At 63.4% G+C, this 22748-nt stretch carries 20 protein-coding genes; 10 read left to right on the forward strand and 10 right to left on the reverse strand.

Going from position 1 to position 22748, the window contains the following annotated elements:
* Positions 1-16 precede the first annotated feature (16 nt).
* From AC1DMG_RS00120 to AC1DMG_RS00145, 6 genes are all read right to left on the reverse strand, one after another.
* Positions 17-1039, reverse strand: a complete 1023-nt coding sequence (locus AC1DMG_RS00120; protein ID WP_477175657.1) for an amidohydrolase family protein — start codon at positions 1037-1039, stop codon at positions 17-19.
* A 13-nt stretch (positions 1040-1052) separates the two neighbouring features.
* A complete protein-coding gene (locus AC1DMG_RS00125) occupies positions 1053-1724 on the reverse strand; it encodes a 4-carboxy-4-hydroxy-2-oxoadipate aldolase/oxaloacetate decarboxylase (protein ID WP_477175542.1) in 672 nt (223 codons plus the stop codon).
* A 20-nt stretch (positions 1725-1744) separates the two neighbouring features.
* Positions 1745-3214 carry a carbohydrate porin gene (locus AC1DMG_RS00130; protein ID WP_477175541.1) on the reverse strand — a complete coding sequence of 490 codons (1470 nt, stop codon included), beginning with the start codon at positions 3212-3214 and terminating at the stop codon, positions 1745-1747.
* Positions 3215-3298: 84 nt separating this feature from the next.
* Positions 3299-4579 carry a C4-dicarboxylate transporter DctA gene (gene dctA / locus AC1DMG_RS00135; RefSeq protein WP_477180052.1) on the reverse strand — a complete coding sequence of 427 codons (1281 nt, stop codon included), beginning with the start codon at positions 4577-4579 and terminating at the stop codon, positions 3299-3301.
* A 61-nt stretch (positions 4580-4640) separates the two neighbouring features.
* A complete protein-coding gene (locus AC1DMG_RS00140; protein ID WP_477175540.1) occupies positions 4641-5540 on the reverse strand; it encodes a substrate-binding domain-containing protein in 900 nt (299 codons plus the stop codon).
* Entirely contained in the window at positions 5537-6394 is an 858-nt protein-coding gene (locus AC1DMG_RS00145; RefSeq protein WP_477175539.1) for an amidohydrolase family protein, read from the reverse strand. The genes AC1DMG_RS00140 and AC1DMG_RS00145 overlap by 4 nt, the downstream gene beginning before the upstream one ends.
* Before the next feature lie 268 nt (positions 6395-6662).
* On the opposite strand from AC1DMG_RS00145, the gene AC1DMG_RS00150 reads away from it, so the two are divergent.
* The 3 genes from AC1DMG_RS00150 (at position 6663) to AC1DMG_RS00160 (ending at position 8718) form a co-directional block, all read left to right on the forward strand.
* A complete protein-coding gene (locus AC1DMG_RS00150) occupies positions 6663-7946 on the forward strand; it encodes a LysR family transcriptional regulator (RefSeq protein WP_477175538.1) in 1284 nt (427 codons plus the stop codon).
* A 50-nt stretch (positions 7947-7996) separates the two neighbouring features.
* Positions 7997-8302, forward strand: a complete 306-nt coding sequence (locus AC1DMG_RS00155; protein WP_477175537.1) for a hypothetical protein — start codon at positions 7997-7999, stop codon at positions 8300-8302.
* A gap of 320 nt (positions 8303-8622) precedes the next feature.
* On the forward strand, positions 8623-8718 hold the full coding sequence (locus AC1DMG_RS00160) for an FAD-dependent monooxygenase (protein ID WP_477175536.1): 96 nt from the start codon (positions 8623-8625) through the stop codon (positions 8716-8718).
* A 52-nt stretch (positions 8719-8770) separates the two neighbouring features.
* On the opposite strand, the gene AC1DMG_RS00165 is transcribed toward AC1DMG_RS00160, so the two are convergent.
* Entirely contained in the window at positions 8771-9379 is a 609-nt protein-coding gene (locus AC1DMG_RS00165) for a carbonic anhydrase (RefSeq protein WP_441602182.1), read from the reverse strand.
* Between the two features lie 194 nt (positions 9380-9573).
* Between AC1DMG_RS00165 and AC1DMG_RS00170 the strand changes: the two genes are divergently transcribed.
* From AC1DMG_RS00170 to AC1DMG_RS00180, 3 genes are read left to right on the forward strand one after another with little or no spacing between them, the layout of a single operon-like run.
* Positions 9574-10371 (forward strand): helix-turn-helix domain-containing protein, encoded by a 798-nt coding sequence (locus tag AC1DMG_RS00170; protein ID WP_477175535.1) that lies wholly within the window; start codon positions 9574-9576, stop codon positions 10369-10371.
* Between the two features lie 26 nt (positions 10372-10397).
* Positions 10398-11360: an NmrA family NAD(P)-binding protein gene (locus tag AC1DMG_RS00175; protein WP_477175534.1), complete on the forward strand. Its 963-nt coding sequence runs from the start codon at positions 10398-10400 to the stop codon at positions 11358-11360.
* Between the two features lie 34 nt (positions 11361-11394).
* Entirely contained in the window at positions 11395-11853 is a 459-nt protein-coding gene (locus tag AC1DMG_RS00180; RefSeq protein WP_477175533.1) for a MarR family winged helix-turn-helix transcriptional regulator, read from the forward strand.
* A gap of 43 nt (positions 11854-11896) precedes the next feature.
* Here the strand turns inward: AC1DMG_RS00180 and AC1DMG_RS00185 are convergent, their stop codons facing one another.
* Positions 11897-14353 carry a TonB-dependent receptor plug domain-containing protein gene (locus tag AC1DMG_RS00185; protein WP_477175532.1) on the reverse strand — a complete coding sequence of 819 codons (2457 nt, stop codon included), beginning with the start codon at positions 14351-14353 and terminating at the stop codon, positions 11897-11899.
* A 344-nt stretch (positions 14354-14697) separates the two neighbouring features.
* Between AC1DMG_RS00185 and AC1DMG_RS00190 the strand changes: the two genes are divergently transcribed.
* From AC1DMG_RS00190 to AC1DMG_RS00205, 4 genes are all read left to right on the forward strand, one after another.
* Positions 14698-15147, forward strand: coding sequence for a DUF3574 domain-containing protein (locus tag AC1DMG_RS00190; RefSeq protein ID WP_477180053.1), 450 nt, complete (start codon positions 14698-14700; stop codon positions 15145-15147).
* Positions 15148-15157: 10 nt separating this feature from the next.
* Positions 15158-16741: a SulP family inorganic anion transporter gene (locus AC1DMG_RS00195; RefSeq protein ID WP_477175530.1), complete on the forward strand. Its 1584-nt coding sequence runs from the start codon at positions 15158-15160 to the stop codon at positions 16739-16741.
* 95 nt (positions 16742-16836) lie between these two features.
* A complete protein-coding gene (locus AC1DMG_RS00200; protein ID WP_477178929.1) occupies positions 16837-18066 on the forward strand; it encodes a dicarboxylate/amino acid:cation symporter in 1230 nt (409 codons plus the stop codon).
* A 53-nt stretch (positions 18067-18119) separates the two neighbouring features.
* Entirely contained in the window at positions 18120-19322 is a 1203-nt protein-coding gene (locus AC1DMG_RS00205) for a threonine synthase (RefSeq protein ID WP_477175528.1), read from the forward strand.
* 2 nt (positions 19323-19324) lie between these two features.
* Here the strand turns inward: AC1DMG_RS00205 and AC1DMG_RS00210 are convergent, their stop codons facing one another.
* Both AC1DMG_RS00210 and AC1DMG_RS00215 read right to left on the reverse strand, forming a co-directional pair.
* Positions 19325-21412, reverse strand: coding sequence for an oxidoreductase (locus tag AC1DMG_RS00210; protein ID WP_477175527.1), 2088 nt, complete (start codon positions 21410-21412; stop codon positions 19325-19327).
* Between the two features lie 5 nt (positions 21413-21417).
* On the reverse strand, positions 21418-22743 hold the full coding sequence (locus tag AC1DMG_RS00215; protein ID WP_477175526.1) for an amino acid permease: 1326 nt from the start codon (positions 22741-22743) through the stop codon (positions 21418-21420).
* Between the last annotated feature and the right edge of the window lie 5 nt (positions 22744-22748).

The following is a 22748-nucleotide window of genomic DNA, read 5'->3' on the forward strand; positions in this document are numbered from 1 at the left end:
TGCTGAGCCCGGCGACTTACTTGCCGCGTGCCTTCAACTGGGCATCCAGTCGCGGATAGACGCGACGGACATTGCCTTCGTACACCTGATGGCGTGCTTTGTCTGAGAGGTTCGCTGCATCGATGTAGCGGCGCGTGTCGTCGAAGTAATGGCCGGTGGTCGGGTCAATGCCGCGCACGGCGCCCACCATCTCCGAGCCGAACAAGATGTTCTTGACGTCGATCACCTTGAACAGCAGATCGATCCCGGGCTGGTGATATACGCAGGTATCGAAGTACACGTTCTTCATCACGTGCTCGCTCAGTGGCGGCTTGTTCAACATGTCGGCCAGGCCGCGGTAGCGGCCCCAGTGGTACGGCACCGCGCCGCCGCCATGGGGGATCACGAAACGCAGGCTGGGAAAATCGTTGAACAGGTCGCCCTGCAGGAATTGCATGAAGGCCGTGGTATCGGCGTTGATGTAGTGCGCGCCGGTGGCGTGGAAGTTCGCGTTGCAGCTGCCCGACACATGAACCATGGCCGGCACGTCCAGCTCCACCATCTTCTCGAAGAACGGATACCAGGCACGATCGGTCAGCGGCGGCCCGTTCCAATGACCACCGGATGGATCGGGATTGAGGTTGCAGCCCACGAAGCCCAGTTCGTTGACGCAGCGTTCCAGCTCGGCGATCGAATGCCTGATGGTGACGCCGGGTGACTGTGGCAGCTGGCATACGCCGATGAAGGTCTCCGGATAGAGCCCGACGACGCGCGCAATCAAGTCATTGCAATGGCGCGTCCACGTCTGGCTGACAGCCTCGTCGCCCTGATGGTGGGCCATGGTGCTGGCGCGTGGCGAGAAGATGGTCATGTCCAGGCCGCGCTCGCGCAGCAGGCGCAGCTGGTTGGTCTCGATGCTCTCGCGGATCTCGTCATCGGAGATGGCGGGGTAGGCCGGCACGGGTTGCGACGGATCGGCAAAGTGCTTCAGCTGTGCGTCGCGGAACGCATCGTGGCCCTTTGGCGCGGTGGTGTAGTGACCGTGGCAATCGATGATCAGCGGGCGCGTTGTTTCAGACATAGGTGAGGCCCTTGCTGGCCAGGCGCTCGCGCATGTCGTAGATATCCAGGCCCAGTTCGCCTGCAGCCAGGCGCACGCGCTTCGCTTCTTCGCGCGCCTCGCGCTCCTTCGCTTGTTCCAGTATCCGTGCGGCGCTGGCTCGTGGCACGACGCAGACGCCGTCGTCGTCGGCAATCACCACATCGCCCGGGTTGACCAGGGCGCCGCCGCAGACCACCGGCACGTTGACCGAGCCCAGGGTTTCCTTGACCGTGCCCTGTGCATGGATGGCCCGGCTCCACACCGGGAAACCCATGGCAGTGAGATCGCGCACGTCGCGCACGCCCGCATCGATGATCAGGCCCCGGCAGCCGCGCGCCTTGGCCGAGGTGGCCAGCAGGTCGCCGAAATAGCCGTCTTCGCAGGGACTGGTGGTGGCGGCAATCAGCAGATCGCCTTCGCGCAACTGTTCGATCGCCACATGCATCATCCAGTTGTCGCCCGGCGGCATCAGCACCGTAACCGCCGAGCCGGCGATGCGTGCACCGCCGTAGATGGGGCGCAGGCTGGAGTGCATGAGGCCGCTGCGGCCCTGTGCTTCGTGTGCGGTGGCGACGCCGACCTTGGCCAGGCCGTCAATGACGTTGGGGTCGGCACGTTCGATGTGGGTTACTACGACAGACATGTCTCATCCTCTTTCGAACATCAATCGTTGGCGGCGGCAGGCTTGAAGCCCATCAGTACGCCGATGTCCATGCGCAGGCCGATGGCATAGACCAGCAGGTTCTTCGGCAACACCGCGGTTTTCGGAATGGCGGAGTTGTCCGGGTGCACGATGTACTGCACGCTCGGCATCAGCTCCAGGCCCTTGACGATGTGGTAGCTGTAGGTCAGGTCGGCAGCCGTCTGGTGGCGGGCGTTCCAGCCGCTGCCGCCGAGCTTGGCGCGCTCCTCGGCAAGAAAGTCGCGCTCGGCCGTGGTCAACTCAAACTCCGAGATGTTGAGGCCGAGCGTGTCGTACGGACGCGAGGCGAACGGCCCGGTCATCACAAAGCCGGCATAGATCTGCTGGCGCATGATTTCCTGCTGCTCCAGCTGCTGCACCCAGCCGCCGAACACGTTGAAGCTGCGCGGCGAACTCGGATCCGGACGCCAGATCACCTTGTCGCCCATCAGGTAGATGCCGTCGCGCACGTGGTTATCGGTGGCAGCGGTGCCGCCCTTGATGCCCAGCGGCTGGCCGCGCGTGTTCATGTCGATGTCGGTCAGGGGAGCGGTGCTCACATAAGCGCCGCCCTTCAACTCGAACGGAAACTGCTCCGTGCGCGGATCATTCTTCACCCAGCCGAATTCCACCGGCACGGTGTAGCCGGTGGCATGTTCGATGCCCCAGTTCAGACCATTGCTGGGTTGCACGGTGGGATTGACTTCGAACGCACCGACGTCGACGTAAGTGTTCTCGGTGGTCTTGTACTTCACGTTGCCGCCCCAGGTCGCCGACGGCAGCAGGCTGAGGCCGGTTTCGGAAACCAGCATGCGCGGCTCGCCGCAGGTGTTGGCGGAGGTGAACTGGCAGTTCACCACCAGGTGGCCGAAGTACGTCGTACTGCCCAGGCGGCCGACCTGGATATCCAGCCTGTCGTCCAGGCCTTTGTACTCGTACGAGAACAAGCCCAGATGCCAGCGCGTATAGGGGTTTTTGTAGATGTATTGCTGCTTGGTATAGGTGCCGGTGACCAGCGCGTTGAGGCTCAGGCCGTAGTCGCGATAGACGGTGAAGTGGAAGGTGGACCCCGTCCATCCCCAGATCTTGCCCAGATCGAGATCTGCGCCGACGTAGAACTGGCCTACGTTATGGCTGCCCTGGGCGACGCCGCCGGTGGTGTTCTTGGCGAATTGATCCACCAGGCTGGCGCGGATGTTGACGCCGTCGTCGATCAGGTTCTGCACCCATGCCGCGCGAGGCAGGCCCGGCTCACGCGCAGGCGGCTGTGCGGGAGCGAGCGTGTCGGCCGGAGCGACGGCGCCTGGCTGCGCATCGGCCTGCGCGGCTGCATAGCCGTCGGCCCAGTTGGCGCTCGGTCCGCTGTCCGCCGTTGCCTGCGTGTCCTGCGCATGAGCGGCAGGCATCAGCAAGGCGGCGAGCAGACCAAGATATAGCGATTGACGTGTCATCGACCTTTTCATTGACAAACTCCTCCCCGCCGCGGCGCCGTCAGGTGCCGCGAGACACATGTTGTTTTGAAGGCTGACGTCCTGTTAACCCGCGTGTAGTTCTTTTTGTAACTGTTCGCGATCGACTGCCTGTTCCCAGCGGCCAACCACTACGGTGGCCACGCAATTGCCGACGATGTTCACGAACACAAAGCCCGCCGACAGAATGCGATGAACACCAAGAATCAAGGCGACGCTGCTGACGGGTATGGTCTTGGTCGCCGCCAGCGTCATGGTCAGGACCGCGATGGCCGAGCCCGATACGCCCGCGCCGCCCTTTGAGGTGACCAGCAAAATCAACAGCAGGCCCAGCTGCCCCTGCCAGCCCAGCGCGGTGTCGGTGGCCTGCGCCAGAAACACCGTGACTGCCGCAAAGTAGAGGCAGGTGCCGTCATRGTTGAAGCTATAGGCCGTGGGCAGCACCATGCCGACCACCGACTCGTTCACGCCAAGACGGGTCAGCTTTTCAGTCAGCTGCGGAAACACGCTTTCCGAGGAACTGGTGCCAAGCACGAGCACCAGCTCCTCGCGGATATAGCGCATCAGCTTGAGCAGGCTGAAGCCGCACACGTACGAAATCGGTGCGAGCACCAGCAGCAGGAAGGCCGCGCAGGTCAGCGCGAACACGCCCACCAGTTTCGCCAGCGGCAACAAGCTGGCGGCGCCGAACTTGGCGGTGGTGAAGGCGATCGCGCCAAATGCCGCGATCGGCGCAATCTTCATCACCTGGCGGATGATCCAGAACAATGCGAGCTGGGTGGCATCGACCACGCGCAGCACCGGCTGCGCTTTTTCACCAAGGCTGGCCAGGCCGCAGGCAAACAGCACGGAAAACAGCAGCACCTGCAGGATATCGCCGCGACTGAATGCGCCCAGCGCCGAGGTCGGCACGAGATTCGTAAGAAAGTCGCCAAAGCCCTGGGGTGCGGTCGCGACGTGGTCCGTCGCATCCATTCCCTGCTTGAGCGTGGCGAGGTCGACATGCATGCCGACACCAGGCTTGAGCACATTGACCGCGACCAGGCCGATCACCAGCGCCACGCTGGTGACCAGTTCGAAATACACCATCGCCTTGAGCGCGATGCGACCCACCTTGCCCATGTCGCGCACGCTGGCGATGCCGTGCGTGACGGTGCAGAAGATGATCAGCCCCACCACCATCTGGATCAGGCGGATGAAGATATCGCCCAGCGGCTTCAGCGCGGCACCGATGTTCGGCCATACCACACCGACCAGCACGCCGAGCACGATGCCCACCACCACCTGGAAGGTCAGGTCGCGATAGAGCGGGTGCCGCTGCGACGTCAGATGGGTTTGGAGGTTCACCGGTCGGGTCATCTGGAAACTGAACTCTGGTAAGGGATCGCGTTGGCGCTATGGCGCAATGTCAGGCCGACTTGCCTTCGAGCAAAGCGTGCGCGGGACCCAGCACCTCGTCGAGGCCAAGCTTGCGCGGTAGCAGTGCCTGTTCCAAGCAGGCGTCGATGATCCACTCCAGGGGACCGGACAAGGCATCAAAGCCAGACAACGTCTTGCGCGGACCTGCGGCGGACACCTGCTGCCGGCCTTCGGCCTCCACCAGCAGGGCATAAGCGGCGCGCACGGCGTCCGGCTCGCGCCGGCAGGTCTCGGCACTGGCCGCGACCACATGGTTGATCGGCACAAAGCCGTGCAGCTGCGCCCAGGCCAGGTCCTTGGCCTTGGCATCGGCGATCACCGGTACATAGTCGTCGCCCTCGGGAAGATCATTGCCGAAGATCGCCGCGTCGATGTCGCCATCGTGCAGCATGGCCAGCAAGTCCTTGCCATGGGCAGGGTGTTCCACGAACGGCGGGTCCTGATACTGCGTGACATGTGCCGGATCGTGTGTGACCCAATGGATGTCAGAAGTTGCAAGCCCGGCATCCTCGACCAGGTGCGCGCGCACCCACATGCCTGTGGTCTGCGTATACGAACGCACGCCGACGCGCTTGCCGCGCAGTTGTTCAGGCTTGAGCTCGCCATGCGGGCGATAGGAAACCAGGCAGCCGCGCTGAAAACGCGAGGCGACCACCACGGGCAGCAACACTACCGGTCGCTGATAGGCAATCGCCTGCAGCGCCGTGACGATGGCCAGCTCCGAGATGTCGAACGCCGCCTCGCGCACCATCGGCGCAAACGCCTTGTGGATGGGGCTGATCTCGGTGAAGTCGAGCACCACGTGGTCACTCTTGAGCGTGCCGTTCTTCAGAGGTGTGGTCAAGGCCGTAGTCTTCAACACGGTCTGCAGATGGGCCGGCTGACTCATGCCGATACTCCCGCCAGCGCCGGATAGATGCGCTGGACCGTGCCGCCGAAGATCATCGCCTGCATCGGCTGCGGCAGGCTGGACAGCACATCGCGCGCCGTCGTCGCCAGTTCATGCAGCGAGCCCTCCGCAGCGGGGAAGTTGGAGCCCCAGGCAATGCGCTCGGCGCCAAACGTGCTCACCAGCTTTTCGAGGAAATCGATGGGGTGGGAGAGGCCTTTGGCTGCCGCCGCCAGCGTGCGATTGGTCAGCTTCAGATGCACGCCGTCGAACTGGGCCATCTCAAACAGCATCTGCGCCGCTTTGTACGGCACGCCATCGTCCAGGTCCGGGCGGGCGCAATGATCGAGCAGCACGCGCACACCAGGGAAATGCTCCAGCAACGTGCGCAGCGTCGGCAGGCCTTGCATGGTCATCTGCAGGCAGACAGGAATGCCTTTGCGTTCGGCATGCGCCCACGCCGGATAGGAATCCTTGTGGCCCAGCCAATCGGACTGACCGGGCATGGTGGTGCCGGTGGTGAACAGGCGAAAACCGTGCAGGCCTTGCGCTTCCCAATGATCGATCCGCTCGACCGCATCGGGCGCCAGCGCATCGATTGAATACACCCCGGTCAGTCGATCGGGATGAGCGCGCACCGTATCGACGACATAGCGGTTGTCGTGCCCGTACACAGTGGACGCCTGCACCACCACGGCCTTGGCAATGCCCGCGGCGTCCATCGCCTTGATCACGCCTGCTGCATCGACGGGACGCTGCTGCGACCACTCGGACTGATGGCCGCCGATCGGGTTTTTCGGGTAGGTGGTCGTGTCGGAGGCGATGGCGTGCAGGTGGGAATCGATGATCTTCATGGGCGCAGTCAGTTCACTATCGGCGTTCGCGGGGAAGGGCGTTTCTTTCTTGCGTCGCAACATTGGATAGATCAGCGAAAGTGGGGGATTGGCGCCTTTTGATGCTGCGTTGCGTCATTGAAAAACGCTGGCGCGACTTTCGAGATTGATATCGATTGTTACGAGAGAGTTTTTTCGCTCTCCGGTCGTGAGCGGAATCTGCGCCGAAACACTGGTGTTGCCAAATTCGTTTTATTATTGACACATAAGTAAATACTATTGATTGCGCATGGATAAGATTTACTCCCTCAATCTTCGCCACCTCGATGCACTGAGCGTGATTGCCCGCGCCGGCAGCATGAGCGTGGCGGCTGAGCAGGTCAGTCTTTCGCAACCGGCGCTGACGCAGGCCGTGGGCAAGCTGGAACGCAATCTCGAAATCCGTTTGTTCGAACGGCAGGTCGACGGCACGCGCCCGACCATCAGTGGACGGGCCTGGATCATTCGCGTGGAACGCGCGTTGCGCTATCTGACTCACGGCGTGCGCCTGGTGCGCCGCTCGGCGCGTCTGGCGCCGCTGAACCAGATCGAGCGACGCATCAGCATGGTCCAGCTGCGCGCCCTGGTGGCCGTCGTTCAATGCAGCAGCTACGCCACCGCTGCAGAACAGATCGCGCTATCGCAACCGGCGGTGTATCGCGCCGTGCGCGAGCTGCAGGATGCGCTGGGCGCGGAATTGCTGGTGCGAGCAGGACGCGTCGTGCGGCCCACCGACCTGGCCAGTCGATTCGTGCGCTTCGTTCGCCTGATGTTGGCGGAGCTGCGCACCGGCGTCGATGAAATCGCGGCCGGCAAATACGGCGGCGGCCGCATCAGCATCGGCACCTTGCCGATGGCACGCGCGGTGTTTCTACCGGACTTGCTCGCGCGATTCGCGCAAGAACATCCGTCTGCCTCGGTGGATGTGCGCGAGGCACCGTATGGCGAGCTGCTCACCTCGTTGCGCCATGGCGATATCGACCTGATGATCGGCGGCGCCATGCGCCATCCGGCGCCGGCCAACGACGTAGAACAGGAGGGCCTGTTCGATGACGAGCTCTTCATCGTCGGCAACAGCGCCCATCCGCTGCGACAGCAAAAACGGGTGGCGATCGACGACTTGCTCGCCTATCCCTGGGCCGTGCCGGCACCCGGCGTGCCGATGCGGCGCAACTGGGAAACGCTGTTTCGCGTCAACGGCATCGAGCCGCCGACGCCGCGCATCGAATGCAGCTCCGTCCTGGTGACGCGCGGGCTCATGCTCAAAGGCGACTGGTTGAGCCTGATGTCGCTGGACCAGTTCATGTTCGAGCGCCAGGCTGGCGCGCTGACTGAAATCCCCATCGAGGGCGGCGTCCTGCGTCGGCGCATCGCGATGACTCGCCGCAGCGACTGGCGGCCGACGCCCTTGCAGGAGCAGTTCGCCACACTGGCGCGGGAGATGGCTGCCGAGCGCACTGAGCGCGCGGACGTGCGCGTTCGTATCGAAGTCAATGCATCCACGGATCGTTGGGATGTCGAGGACTTGCACTGATCGTGGCGCTCGCCACACCATGGGCGGGCTGCAGAGGGAAGGGGCGTGCGATGGGCCAGACAAACGGATTTGCATGGAACAAGTTGCGGGGCGCGATGATCGCGCTCGTGCTCACCCCTTGGTGCCTGCTGCATTTCGATCCGCCCCGATCCTATTTGTTCGCCTGCTCACTGCTTTGTTCGGCTTGGTACGAGGCGTTTGGSCTGCTTCCCAACATCAGGAGCAGCGCGACCCTTCCCCAGATCTACCAGGCGTTTCGCGCCATGCCTGCGGGAGGCAGCGGCCTCGGCAGTCGCCTCGTCGGGCTGCTTGGCATCGTGCTCGCCATCGCCGGGATGCTGGCGCCGGGGGCGTGAGCCATCGGCGGGCTTGCGCATTCGGTCAGTCCTTTTCTCTGTTTGCCCGGCGCGTTGATCCAATGAATCGCCGCTCAGCAAGCGCTCTCGACGCGAGGCGAGATCCAGGTTGCCACCTGGCCTGAGCGGGCTGCGACATCCTGTCAGCCCGCCTTGCACGGGGCTTTGCCTGCAATAATTAATCGAACGATTAATAGATTAATCAAGCGACTAATATGGCTTCGAGGCGGGCGATTTCTTCCGCGGCTGACGCCAACGACTTCTGCCTTCGCCTTTGAAAGGCCCTTCATGCACTGAGATGACGATCGGAGTAGCGAGTGATGAACACACAGGTATTGGTGGTGGGAGCGGGTCCGGTGGGATTGACGATGGCGGCGGAGCTTGCGCGCTACGCATCAAGGTTCGCATCATCGTAGAAAGGGGACGGAGGTAGTTATCCTCAACTGACGACCTCCATCCCTGTTTTTCTCAGGCTGCCACGGCTTGGTGGATGTCCCGCACGACCTCGGTGATCTCGCCGGTGTCGGTGTTGTAGAAGTAGCCAAAGATATCGACGTGGCTCGGCGTACCCGGACTGGCCCGGAGTACGCCGACATCATGCTTGAGGGATGCTTCAAAGTCGTCGATGCACACGCTCTGAGTCTCGTAAGCGTGCGAGATATCCGCGCCGTGTTCATGCCGGAAGGCGTCGACGATGCCTTCGGCCGAGTACGAGGTGGCGCCGCAGTTGGAGTGATGAACCACCACCACGCGCTTGATGCCGAACAGGTGCTGGAGGATGGAAACCGAACGCAGTGCATCGATGGCCCGGCCGGCGGCCACACTGACCGCAGCCAGGGTGGTGGTGGAGCCGACGCGGTTCCCCGCGGCATCCAGGATCACGTCACCGGGGTAAACCTCGTCCCCCAAATGCCTGGCAACAGCGGCGGGAATCCCGGTGACGCGGGGATCGAGGCAATAGATCACCACCGTCTTCAGTGGCACCGCATGCGAGAAAGCTTCGCGCATCGCCGGTTCGTTGAAACCTTCCTGCGCACTGAACACAAATTCGCTGAATTTGCCCTGGTTCTTGCTCATACATGTCTCCTGGACCTGAGATGGCCGACCCGTTCCGTGCGCATCGGTGGATCGGTGAAGAGGAGTGTGAGCAGGGTGCTACGGCATCTCAATGACCTCGGAGGTTATAAGGCCGCCGGCACGGCATCGGTACACTGTTGGCAGGCCAACTCCCGTGACACAGGAGAGCAGCCATCGCCAGCGAGGAATCGAACGTGATCAAGGCAAGCCTTTCAACCACGGGTGAATTGGGCAGATTGCTGAAAGCGTGGCGCGGCATGCGCAACAAAAGCCAGGAAGCATTGTCGTTCGATACGGGAATCTCCCAGCGCCACCTCAGCTATATCGAGAGCGGCCGAAGCTCGCCGAGCCGGCACACGTTGATGGCGGTGGCCGACGGTTTGGACATGCCTTTTCGAGAACGCAACCAGCTGCTGCTTGCGGCCGGCTATGCGCCGCAGTATCAGGATGACGTGTGGGACGCCCAGTCTTTGTCGACCGTCCAGCGGGCGCTCGAACGCATGCTGGCGCAACACGAGCCCTATCCGGCCCTGGTGATGGATCGCTATTGGAATGTGGTGATGGCGAACGACGCCGTGCGACAGCTCTTCGGCCGTTTCATCGATCTCGATCGCTGGCCGCGCCCGCGCAATGTGCTGCACTTGCTGTTCGACCCGCAGGGATTGCGTCCCTTTGTTGGGGATTGGCCCGCGTTCTCGCGGGCGATGTTGCAGCGCGTGCGGCGCGAAGCCGTGGGAGGCCTCATCGACGACCGGCTGCACGAACTGATCGCCGCTTTGCGCGCTTATCCCGACGTCGACGAAGGCGCCGTTGACGGCGATGCCGCGGAGTTGCCGGTGGTTCCGCTTACTTTTCTCGATGGCGAACTCAGGCTCAGCTACTTCTCCCTGGTGACAACCGTGGGAACGCCGCGGGCACCGGGGCCGCAGGAGCTTCGACTGGAATGCCTGTGTCCGGTCGACGAGCCCACCGAATCCTGGCACCGCACCTGAGACGACATCCGATTGCGTCAAGGCTGGTGGATCCCTTGCAACTACGAGCATATACCCTTATTTTGGATATAAGGGCATATGCCCGTATTATTCGAGAGAACCAGGTCATGAACGAAGCAAGCATTCTTGTAAGTGGCGCGACGGGCCGCACCGGCGGTGCCGCCATCGACGAACTGCTGAAAATGGGCCAGCGGGTACGTGCCTACGTGCGCTCGGACGACGAGAGAGCGGCAGCGCTAAGGGTTCGAGGCGTGGAGACCGCCATCGGCGATTTCACCGATATCGACCAGATTCGCGCGGCGATGGAAGGCGTCAGCTCTGCCTATTTCCTGCACCCGATCGCGCCGGGTATCGTCGAGGCCGCTGCCTATGTGGCGCAGGCCGCGAAAGAGGCGGGCGTCACGGCCATCGTCAATATGTCGCAGATTTCCGCGCGCCGCGAGTCCTCCAGCCATGCGGCCCAGGACCACTGGATCTCCGAGCGCGTGTTCGATTGGTCCGGGGTGCCCACCACGCATTTGCGTCCTACGTTTTTTGCCGACTGGCTGATCTACCCGCACTTTGCGCATGAGATCTGGGCCCGGAAAAAGATCGAGTTTCCGTTTGCGGATGGACGTCATGCGCCGATCGGCTCGGGCGATCAGGGGCGGGTGATCGCGCATATCCTGGCCAACCCCGCCGGGCACGAGGGCAAGATCTACACCCTGCACGGCCCCGTCGAAATGAATCACAGCGAGATCGCTGCGGCCATGAGCGAGGTGCTCGGCGCACGCATCGACTATGCGCCGACCTCGATCGACGAATTCAGGCACAAGATGGAAAACGTGTATAAGTTCCCTCCGTTCCTGGTCCAGCACCTGGTGGAAGTGGCCCAGCATTATCGGGAAGGCATCTTCCAGGGCACCAATGATGTAGTCGAGAAGGTCACGGGTACGCCCGCGCTGTCGGTGCCGGCCTTTATCGAACAGCATCGCGCCGCATTTGCCTGATGTCCGCGTTACACGAGGGTTGAGGAGAGTCGAGATGTCGCCAGTCAGGTCGCCCATCGGCGTCGATCAGTGCCACTGTTTTGCGATGAGGAAGGCTGCCCGGCAGATCTCGCGCCTGTATGACAGTCACTTGCAGCCCACCGGTCTGCGTATCACGCAGTTCCTGATATTGGCAGCGCTGAACCAGGAGCAGGGCGTCTCGATCAACGACCTTGCCGAGCGTCTCGATACCGAGCGAACGGCGATGGGAAAAATGGTTGGCGTGTTGGAGCGGGACGGTTTCGTCCGGCTGCGACCGTCGCCGACGGACGGTCGCAGCCGTCTCGTTGAGCTCACCCCGGATGGCAAGGATCTGTTCGAACAAGCGGCGCCGCTATGGCGCGAAGCGCAGCGGCAATTCAGCGACATGAATGGCGCGAAAGACGTGCGAGCCCTGCGGCAAGGTCTTTCAGGCATGAAGACGGGCGATCTGGCCACCTCATCATCCGAGTAAATGTCCGCCTCCATGCCGCAGGCATCGCCTGAGCGCCTCTTGGCTAGAACGTGTAACGCACCCGCCCATACCAGTAGGCGCCATTGCTGCCGATCGGCGAGATCACGTCGTACGGGAAATTGCCGCCGTAGTTGATGTCGCTGTTGGAGCGGGTGGGGTACTGGTTGGTGACGTTGTCGCCGCCGAGCGCAAAGCTGAGGTGGTCGGTGGCGCGGTACTCCACTTCCAGGTCCAGCTGGAAGCGGGGCGCATAGGTCTGGGTGGGGATATAGCCGTCGCCAAAATCGAATACGCGCGTGGTGGCGCCTTGACGGGTGACGCGGCCGAGCAGGCCCCACTGTTTGTTGTCCCATTTGGCGGTGAAGCTTCCGCGCTGGCGCGGCGCTGCATCTGTCAAGGTGTTGCGCGCTTCCACGCCGAACAGCACGTTGTCGGCGCCGGCCGCGATCAGTGCTGGCGGGGTAGCTTCGACACTTCGGACCTGCGTGTTGTTGTGGCTATAGGCCAGGGTGAGCAGCAGGTTGCCGTTGGCGACCTCGGTGCGATAGTTGCCGACCAATTCCGCGCCACGCGTGATGGTATTCACGGCATTGGTGAAGAACTGCACGCTCTGCACGCCGGCCACGCCGAAATTCTGCTGGATGTATTGCTCCAGCCCGTCGTTGTCGATGGTCTCGGACAAGGTGACGCGATGGTCGATGGCGATCTGATAAGCATCGAGGGAGAAGTCAAAGGCGCTGCCGAGTTGACCGGTGATGCCGATGCTGAAGTTGCGCGATTTCTCCGGCTTCAGCGGTTGCGCGCCAAGATCGCGTGCCAAGGGATTGTTGACCGACAGAATGCGCCCCGTCACCAGCTTGCCATCTGCGCCGTAACCCGTCGTGGTGGCCTCGTAGCCGATCTGGCTCAGCGATGGTGCGCGCAGATTGTTGGACGCTGCGCCGCGCAAGGCAAACCCAGGTGCAAACTCCCAACGCGCACTGAGCTTGCCGCTCCAGTTGCCGCCGAAGTCGCTGTAGTGTTCATAGCGGCCCGCCGCGTCGGCGAAGAAGGTGTCGGTGATGTCGCTGGAAACCTCGGCATAGGCTGCCTGCACGCGCCGTGAGAGATCCGCCGCGTCCTGCGGCTGCAGGCCGCCGCCAGCCTGCGCTCCGGCAGGTGCGTCGATCGGTCCGACGGCGTAGGACGCCGGATCTCCCGCGCCGGTGCGGAAGGTTTCATAGCGATACTCGCCGCCGACGGCGAGCGTGACAATCCTGCCAGCCACGTCGTACTGGCGGTTGGCGTCCAGATTGGCCGTGCTCTGGTTGAACGCGTAGCTGCCGATATGGAAGTAAGTGGGGCTCGCTGCACCGAGCGAGGCGTTGAGCGAATCGCGCAAGTCGTAGTCGAACGCGTTCCTGCCCCAGTTGAGGCTGCCGTCGTAATTCCATTCGCCCAGCGTGCCGCGTATGCCGCCGGCGGTCTGTGCATCGCGGTTATGTCCGATGGACTGCGGCAGGTAGCCATCCGGATAGATGGCAGGCACGTTTGCATCGCTGTCGGGATAGCGGAAATAGTTGTCGCCGATGGTGTGGCGCTGCGTATACGTACCGAAGGCATACAGGCTGGCGTGTTCGTTCAGCGGCAGCTCGCCGTTGAACCAGCCGTTGTAACTCTCGTTGGGCGGATCGCCGGCGGCGTAGTTGCGCTGCCCTCGCAGGGCGAGGTTGGCCGGCGTGGGATCGGCAATGAAGTCGGGCACGGTGTCGTAGCCGGCGCGATTGGTGCCGGCATGGTGACTGGTCTCCACGCCCGCATGAAGATAGCCGCTGCCGGCCAGGGTGGTGCCGAAATCCGCGGCCGCATAGCCGCCCTGGCCATCGGTGATCTCGCGATCGGTGGGCCTGAAATGCGTATGGTAGGCGCCGTAATCGGCCGTGACTTCGCCGCCGCTGGGCGCATCCTTGAGGATGATGTTGATGACGCCGGCAATCGCGTCGGAGCCATATTGCGCACCGGCGCCATCGCGCAGCACCTCGACACGTTTGATGGCGCTGATGGGGATGGCATTGAAGTCGACCGGCGTCGTGCCATTGCCGATCTTGGTATCGGTGTTGACCAGGGCCGAGGTGTGAAAGCGCTTGCCGTTCACCAGGACGAGCACTTCGTCAGGCGATAGTCCGCGCAGCTGGGCCGCACGCACATGGTCCGATCCGCCCGAGTTGGACTGGCGCGGAAAATTGAACGAAGGCAGCAGCACGGCCAGCGCCGCGCCCAGTTCGCCGTTGACTGCACCGGCGTTTCGCAAGTCCTGCTCGCTCAATACATCCACCGGCACGGGCGAATCCAGCGACGTGCGATTGCTGGCGCGTACGCCCGTCACCACGACCTGGCCCAGCGTCTTGGGCTGCTCATCGGTGGACTGTGATTGTGCCTGGGCCAAAGGCGCGGCCAGCGTTGCGGCGATGAGTGCAGTGAGCAAGCGGACGCGCGGCAGCGCGGCGTGGCGGTTCGACATGGCAATTCCTTCGGGGTGCAACCGTCCGTCGCGTGAGCCGTGAGGGCGAACGCAGGACAGGATGGATTGATAAGTACTGGCGCCGGGGAGGCGCGGACGAGCGATTACGCCAGGCAACATCGCCGCATGGCGAGGCCATGCGGCGCGTGCGGGCTCTCAAGCATGTAATCGATCATGTTCGACAAACCTGATCCCCAGGTACAGCTGGCAGTGGGCTCGACCTCGCAAGGCGGCCGGTGGTTATTTGTTGCATTGCGCAAGTCATGTTGTCAATACTGCGCGAAGACCAGCGAGCTTTGACGCTCTATCCGTATAGATGTCCAAATTGGTATGAGGAAATAGCCATGTTTCATTTGCGTTTGGCGTGGGCGGTGCTTGCAGCCGGATTGCTCTCTGGTTGCGTTGCCTCGGTGGCTCCCGCGACTGCCACGTYGCACGGCGACGCGGCACATCCCGCGCAAACGCAAGGCTGGGTGGATACGAAGTTGTATTTCGGTCTGGGCATCGTCGGCGATGAAAGCCATGGCATCAGCGAGCAGCGCTGGCGGGAATTTCTCGACGCGCAGGTCACGCCACGGTTCCCCGATGGCTTGAGCGTGGTCGACGTGTATGGCCAGTGGCAGGGCAAGGGGCAGACTGCACCGGAGCGCCTGCGTTCCAAGATGCTGGTGATCGACTATCCCGATACGCCGGAGAATCGAGCTAAGGTGGAGGCCATACGCGCTGCCTGGAAGCAGCTGACGGGTGACCAGTCCGTGCTGCGGGTGACGCAGCCTGCCGAGGTGTCGTTCTGAGATGAGCAGCATGCGTTCGCAACATTGGCTGTCACCCGGCGACATCAATGGTTTTCTTGGACTGGTGGTCGACAACCTGTCGATCATGGCCTTTCTTGCCACCGCCTTGATCGGCATCTTCGGGTTCCCCGCCGATATCGTGTTTCTGCGCATGTTCCCCGGCACGACCTTCGGCGTGCTGCTGGGCAACCTGGCCTATACGGCGATGGCGCGCCGGCTGGCGAAGCGCGAGGGCCGCGACGACGTCACCGCCATGCCGCTGGGCCTGGACGCGCCCACCAGCATCGGCATGGCTTTGCTGGTGCTCGGTCCGGCGTTCCTGCAATTCAAACAGAGTGGACTCGATGAGCACGCGGCGGCGATCGCCACCTGGCAGCTGGGCATGGCCTCGCTGGTAATCATGGGCGTGCTGAAGTTCGTGCTGTCCTTTTTCGGCGGGATGGTGCAGCGGCATGTGCCGCGCGCGGGCCTGCTTGGTTCCATCGCGGGCATTGCGCTGGTGCTGATGGGCTTTCTTCCGCTGGTCGAGATACTCAAGGTGCCGGTGGTGGGCTTCGCCGGCCTGGGGGTGGTGTTGTACGCGCTGGTGGCGCGTGCACGCATGCCATTGGGCTTGCCGGGTGTGCTGGTAGCCTTCGTGATTGCCGCACTGCTGTATTACGGCCTGGGCCCCTTGGGCTGGCTGGGTAGCGGCTATCACGCGCCGGTCGCCTGGCAGTGGCGTTTTGCGCTGCCGCTGCCGACCCTTGAGTGGATGAAAGGCCTTGCAGCGGCCACACCTTATCTGCCATTGATCCTGCCGTTTGGCTTGCTGATGGTGGTGGGCGGCATCAATGTCACGGAAAGTGCGCGCGTCGCCGGCGACGATTACCGCACGCGCGATATTCTGCTGGTGGAAGCCTTGGCAACGCTGGTGGCAGGCTTCTGCGGCGGTGTCGCGCAGACCACGCCTTATATCGGCCAGCCGTCGTACAAGGCGATGGGCGCACGCAGCGGCTACACGCTGCTGACGGGCCTGGTGATCGGTCTCGGCGGCGTGTTCGGTTACCTGTCCAACCTGGTCGAACTGCTGCCGTTGTCGGTGCTGGCGCCGATCCTGGTGTTCGTGGCGATCGGCATCACCGTGCAGGCTTTCGAAGCAACGCCGGTTCGCTATGCCGCGGCCGTCGTGTTCAGCTTTTTCCCGGCCATTGCGCGCATGGTGACGATCAAGCTGAGTGATCCCACCTATGTGCCGAGCGACCACTACGCCGCGCTGTTCGCCGAGCATAGCCACGGCATCTCCGAGCTGGCGGTGATCACCGTGCTGGGCAACGGTTTCATCATCACCTCGATGATCTGGGCGAGTTTCCTGGTGGCCCTGATCGATGGCCGAACGCGTCGCGCGGCCTGCATCCTGCTGTCCGGCGCGGCCTTGAGCCTGTTTGGCATCATTCATTCGGTGGAGCTGACTGGCGGGATCTATGTGCCCTGGACACTCGATGAGGCGTCACGCCAGCTGGTCTGGCAGTTCACGGGCGCCTATGTGGTGCTCGCCATCGTGTTGCTGCTGCTTGCGTTGGCAGCGCCGCGTGAAGCCCGCCGTGCATCCTGAGCGGATGTCGCGCGACGTGAGGATGGGCAGCATTGACCGGCGATAAGCAAAGCAGCTCCCGGGCGCGAGGACGGCACGGATTCACGCTGTCCCTCGTGGTGGCCACGCTGCTCGGCGTGCTTGTGGGCTGGCTTTGCAATCGCACGTTGACGACGGATCGGGCGACCGCCATCGCTGCTGACCTTTCTGTCATCACGGATATCTTTCTGCGGCTGATCAAGATGATCGTCGCACCTCTGGTGTTTGCCTCGCTGGTATCCGCCGTCGCGCGCATGGGTGGTGCGGCGGAGATCGGGCGTATCGGCATCAAGACACTGGCCTGGTTCGTCGCGGCCTCCTGTGTGTCGCTCACCGTGGGCCTTCTGATGGCGCACTGGCTGCAGCCGGGTGCCGCGTTGCATGCCATGCCCGCTTTTGCGCAATGGCCGGCGGCAAGCGGCAGTGCCGGCGTGGCCACGAGTTTTTCGCTAGGGGACTTCATCAATCACCTGATCCCTCGCTCCTTCGTCGAAGCCATGGCGGACAACGAGATCCTGCAGATCGTGGTGTTCTCGCTCCTGATCGGCCTGGCGGCGGCATCGCTGAAGGACAAGGCGCAGGGCTTTGTCGAGCTGGTCGATTCTTTGGCCGCCGTGATGTTCAAGATCACGGACTATGTGATGAAGGTCGCGCCACTGGCGATCTTCGCGGCGCTGGCCAGTTCGATCTGCCTGCACGGCATCGCCATCATGGGCACGTATGCGCGCTTCGTGGCGGGCTTCTACCTGTCGCTGCTTATTCTGTGGGTACTGCTGCTGGCCGCGTTAAGCCTGATCATCGGATCGCGCAGCCTGCGTCTGCTGACCAGCATCCGGCAGACGGTGCTGCTGGCGTTTGCCACGTCCTCGTCGGAAGCGGCGTATCCGCGCCTGCTCGAGCAATTGGTGGCGTTCGGCATACCGCGCCGCATCGCCAGTTTCGTGCTACCGCTGGGATACTCGTTCAATCTCGATGGCGCGATGATGTATTGCACGTTCGCCATCCTGTTTATCGCACAGGCTTATGGCGTCGAACTCAGTGTGGGGCAGCAGATCACGCTGTTCGGGCTGCTTATGCTCACCACCAAGGGACTGGCCGGCGTGCCGCGCGCCGCCATTGCGGTGATTGCCCTGACGCTGCACTACTTTCACCTGCCCGACGCCGGCGTCGCGCTGGTGCTGGCGGTCGATCACGTGCTGGACATGGGGCGCTCGGCGACGAACATCGTGGGCAACTCCGTGGCGGCCAGCGTGGTGGCGTCGTGGGAAGGGCAGCTTGATGCGCCCGCCGATAGCGATCGCCCATGAAGATCCTTCTCCACACCGTTGCTCTGAACATCGCCCATCCCTAGCGAGGTCTTATGCCTGCCATTGCCTATCTCGAATGCTCCCGCTGCCATGCGCGACTGCCGGCCGATGTGCCGCAGACGCTGTGCACGCAATGTCCCGAACAACCTGCGGGCGCGCTCTACGTGCGATACGACCTCACGCCACTGCTCGGTAGCTCGCCAGCCGATGTGGTGAACGGCGGCGATGCGAGGACGCCATGGCGAGGCATGTGGCGTTACCGCGCCGTGCTGCCCGAGGTGGCGCCCGTGACCTTGGGTGAGGGCTGGACGCCGATGCTGCGCAGCAAGCGTCACGATGCACTTTTCCTCAAGGAGGAGGGCGCCAATCCAACTGGGTCATTCAAGGCGCGCGGGTTGTCGCTGGCTGTGACCATGGCGCGCCACTATGGTCTGCGCAAACTGGCCATTCCATCGGCCGGCAACGCGGCTGGTGCGCTGGCTGCCTATGCCGCCGCGTCGGATATCGAAGCGCATATCTTCATGCCGCGCGATGTGCCGCTCGCCAACCTGGTGGAAGCGACCGCCTATGGCGCCAAGGTGACCCTGGTCGACGGCGTGATTTCCGACTGCGCGCGCATCGTCGGCGAGCGCAAGGTGAGCGAGGGCTGGTTCGATATTTCCACGCTCAAGGAGCCGTTCCGCGTGGAAGGCAAGAAGACCATGGGCTACGAACTGGTCGAGCAGCTCGGTTGGGAATACCCCGATGCGGTGTTCTATCCCACCGGTGGCGGCGTCGGCCTGATCGGCATGTGGAAGGCATTCGACGAGCTCGAGCAACTGGGTTGGGTGAAGCCGGGCAAGCGGCCACGCATGTTCGCCATTCAGTCGTCAGGATGTGCGCCGGTGGTGAAGGCCTTTGACGAAGGTGCTGCGGTCAGCCAGATGTGGGCGGATCCGAAGACGGCAGCCTCGGGCCTGCGCGTGCCCAAGGCGTATGGCGACTACATCATCCTGGATATTTTGCGCGCTTCGGGCGGCAAGGCTGTGGCGGTATCCGATGAAGACACCTTTGCGTCGTTGCGCGACTGGGCGGCCAACGAAGGCATCTTCCTGTCACCGGAGGGCGCAGCGGCCACCGCTGCCTACGATCAGTTGATCGCCTCGGGCGATCTGAAGGCGTCCGACCGCGTGGTGATCTTCAACACCGGTGCAGGTTTGAAGTACACCGATGTGATTGCCGCCGAGCTGGGCCTGTCAGGCGCACAGAGTTCGTAGCCTCAAGCCTGGGCTTCGCGTCGCAGGTCATCGGGATCGGCCGTGTGGAAGTGGCGCCTGAACGCCACTTCGCCGGTCACCGGCTCCTGCAGTTCACGCGCGTAGCGGTGGCCGGCGTAGATCGCATGGGCGATCAGGCCGGGCGCCTCGGCGTCGCCGATGCAGCGTACCGAGCGGATGCCGGCGCCGCCCCAGTGACCCTGGCGTTGCAAGAGCTGCTGGTAGAGTGCGTCGTCGGGCAGGCGCGAGGTGATGGTGACCACGGCATCGCAGGGGCGCTCGGTGCGCTGATCGTCCCAGCTGTTTTCCAGCGTCAGCGTTGAGCCGTCGAAGCCGGCGATGTTGTGCGACACCACGGCCTCGATGCCGAGCTTGGCCATGCGCTTGCGGATATGGCGGTAGTCGAGCGTGTTGACGCTCCATGGGGCGATGCTGTCTTCCGGCGTCACGTAGGCGACCTCGCAACCGCGAGCGCGCAGCAGTTCGGCGGCTACGCTGGCGTAGTAGAAGCCGTCATCGTCGAAGATCGCGACGCGGCCTTCGGGCAGGCGGCCATCCATCAGGTCATCGAGCGTGAACACGCGCGCGTTGTCCAACAAGCTGGGAATGCCCAGTCCATTGCTGCGGCCAAAGCCATCGCGTCGCCAGTGACAGCCGGTGGCCAGCACCACGTGTTCGGCGCCGAAATCGATCACGTCCTGCGCGGTGAGCGGCGAATCGAGATAGACGCTCACGTTGTTGAGCTTGCCGATCTGCCCCATGCGCCAGTCGCGCACGCGCGCCCACTCGGCGAGTCCGGGCAGGCGGGCTTCGCGCGTGACACGGCCGCCCAGTTCCTTGCGCGATTCGGCCAGGCTCACGTCGTGGCCGCGCTGGCCGAGTGCGCGTGCCGCCTCCAGTCCTGCCGGCCCGCCGCCGACCACCAATACCCGGGTGGGTTGGGGCGCGGGTCGGATGCGCTCGGGATGCCAGCCCTTGCGCCATTCCTCGCCCATGCTCGGGTTCTGCGTGCAGCGGATCGGCGAGATGGTCATGTCGCCTGAGACGCAGATATTGCAGCCGATGCACTCGCGGATATCGTCGACGCGACCTTCTTCGATCTTCTTGGGCAGGTAAGGATCGGCGATCGATGGACGAGCCGCGCCAATCAGGTCGATCACGCCGCGCCGGATCTGCGACACCATGGTGTCGGGCGAGGTGAACCTCCCGACGCCGACGACCGGTTTGGTGGTGGTCTTCTTGACGAAATCGATGAACGGTTCCTGCGCGCCTTCGGCAGCGAAACGCGAAGGCACCGAATCGTTGTACCAGGCGGCGAGATTGACGTCCCACAGGTCGGGCAGCTCGGCCAGCATGCCGACGATGTCCTGCGCCTCGGCCAGTTCGACGCCGCCGGGGCCCAGCAATTCCTCGGTGGCAAAACGCAGCGCGACGGCGCAGGTGTCCCCGACGGCATCGCGGGTGTCCTGCAGCACTTCGCGCAGCAGGCGCACGCGGTTCTCCAGCGAGCCGCCGTATTCGTCGCTGCGCTGGTTGCGGCGGCGCTGCAGGAAGTGCATGGGCAGCGACAAGTCGTGCGCGGCGTAGACATAGATGATGTCCATGCCGGCGCGCTTGCCGCGCAAGGCGGCCTCGCGATGCCAGCGGCGGTACTCGCGGATGTCGTGCAAGGTCATCGCGCGGGCTTGCGAGGGATAGCCGTACTTCGATACCTGGTGCGATGGGCCGAGCAGCACTTCGCGTGAATAAAGATTGGATGCGGTCGGACCATTGTGCGAAAGCTCGAGCGCTGCGAGCGCGCCATGGGCATGCACTCTGTCGCACATCAGCGCGAGCGCAGGAATATCGCGGTCGTCCCATAGGCGTGCTTCGACGTAAGGCGTGAGATCGCTGCTGGGGTGGATCTCACATTCCTCGGTCGACACCACCGCCCAGCCGCCTTCGGCCTTGATCTCGCGCATGGCGGCATGCGCCAGCGGCATCGCGTGGCCCATGCCGTTGCAATGCGGTACCTGGAAAAAGCGGTTCTTTGCCGTGACGGGGCCGATCTTTACCGGCGTGAACAGGATGTCGTAGCGCGGATCTCTCATCGAACTCATACCTTGGCCGGTGCGGTTGCGCTGTGCGGCGATTTGCGACGCAGGCGCATGATGGCGTAGAGGGGCAGGCCCGCCGCGATCAGGCCCATCGCAAGCAGGAAGGGCTCGTGACCGCTGCCCACGAAGGCGAACACGGCATAGATCGCACCGCCAATCGCCACCAGCAATACCTTGCGGCCCATGCCAAAGGCAGCGTTGCGACGCCACAAAACGGCCAGCGCGAGCGAGCAGCACAGATACAGGGGGAGGTTCGCCGCCGTGACCACGCGGGTGAGGAAGGTGAACGCCGCCACCAGYGACTGGCTGTAGCTCATCCAGGTCATCACCGAAGCGAGCAAGCCGGTGACGACCAGCGCGATGGCGGGTGCGCCGCGGCGATTCTGTCGCGCGAATACGGCCGGCAGCACGCCGTTATTGGCCATGGTGCGGGTGAGTTCGCCCATCAGCAGCGTCCAGCCATTGAGTGCGCCCAGACCGCTTACCACCACGAACAAGGCAAGCCATCGACCGGAGCCGGCCGCGGAGAAGCGATCCATCAGCAAGGCGAACGGCGCATTGGCGTTGGCCAGCTCCGTCTGATCGATCAACAGCAGCGGCACGGCCGAGACGACGATGTAGACCATCGCGACAAGAATGGCGCCTGCCATGGTGGCGCGTGGAATCGTGCGCCCCGGGTTGTTGACGCGCCCGGCGGGAATGCTGGCCGACTCGATGCCAAGCATCGCGTACAGGGCGATGGTCGAGGCAGCCAGGATGCCGCTGAAGGTGATCGGCGTGGCCGGCGGGTGCGCCACATAGCTTGCAGGGGAGGTGAGCAGGACCCATCCACCGAGCAGCGCGATGGCGACCATGGGCAACAGCTTCAGTGCCGAGGTGACAATCTGCACGGCGCCTCCCGAGCGCACGCCGAACAGATTGACGATCACAAACAGCCACAACAGGCCCAGCGCGAACAGCGCCGGCTGGATCACCGCCAGTTGCGGCATCACCACGGTGATGTAGCCGACCACGCCGGTGGCAAGCGCCGCATTGGTCAGCCACAGCGAGACCCAGTATGCCCATAAGGCCATGAAGGCAGGGAGATCACCGAGGGTGCAGCGAATGTACTCGTACGGTCCGTCGGCTCCCGGCAGCGCTTTGGACAGATGCGCGAATACCCGGGCCAGGATCAGGCAGCCGACCAGGGTCACCAGCCAGCCGATCAACGCATTGAAACCGTAGGGAGCCAGCGACGAGGGCAGGATGAAGATGCCCATGCCGATCACGTTGCCGACCACCAGGGCGGTGCAGGTCCAGAAGCCGATCTTTTTGCCTTCGCTCACGTCAT

The organism is Dyella sp. 01N36 (assembly GCF_056399745.1).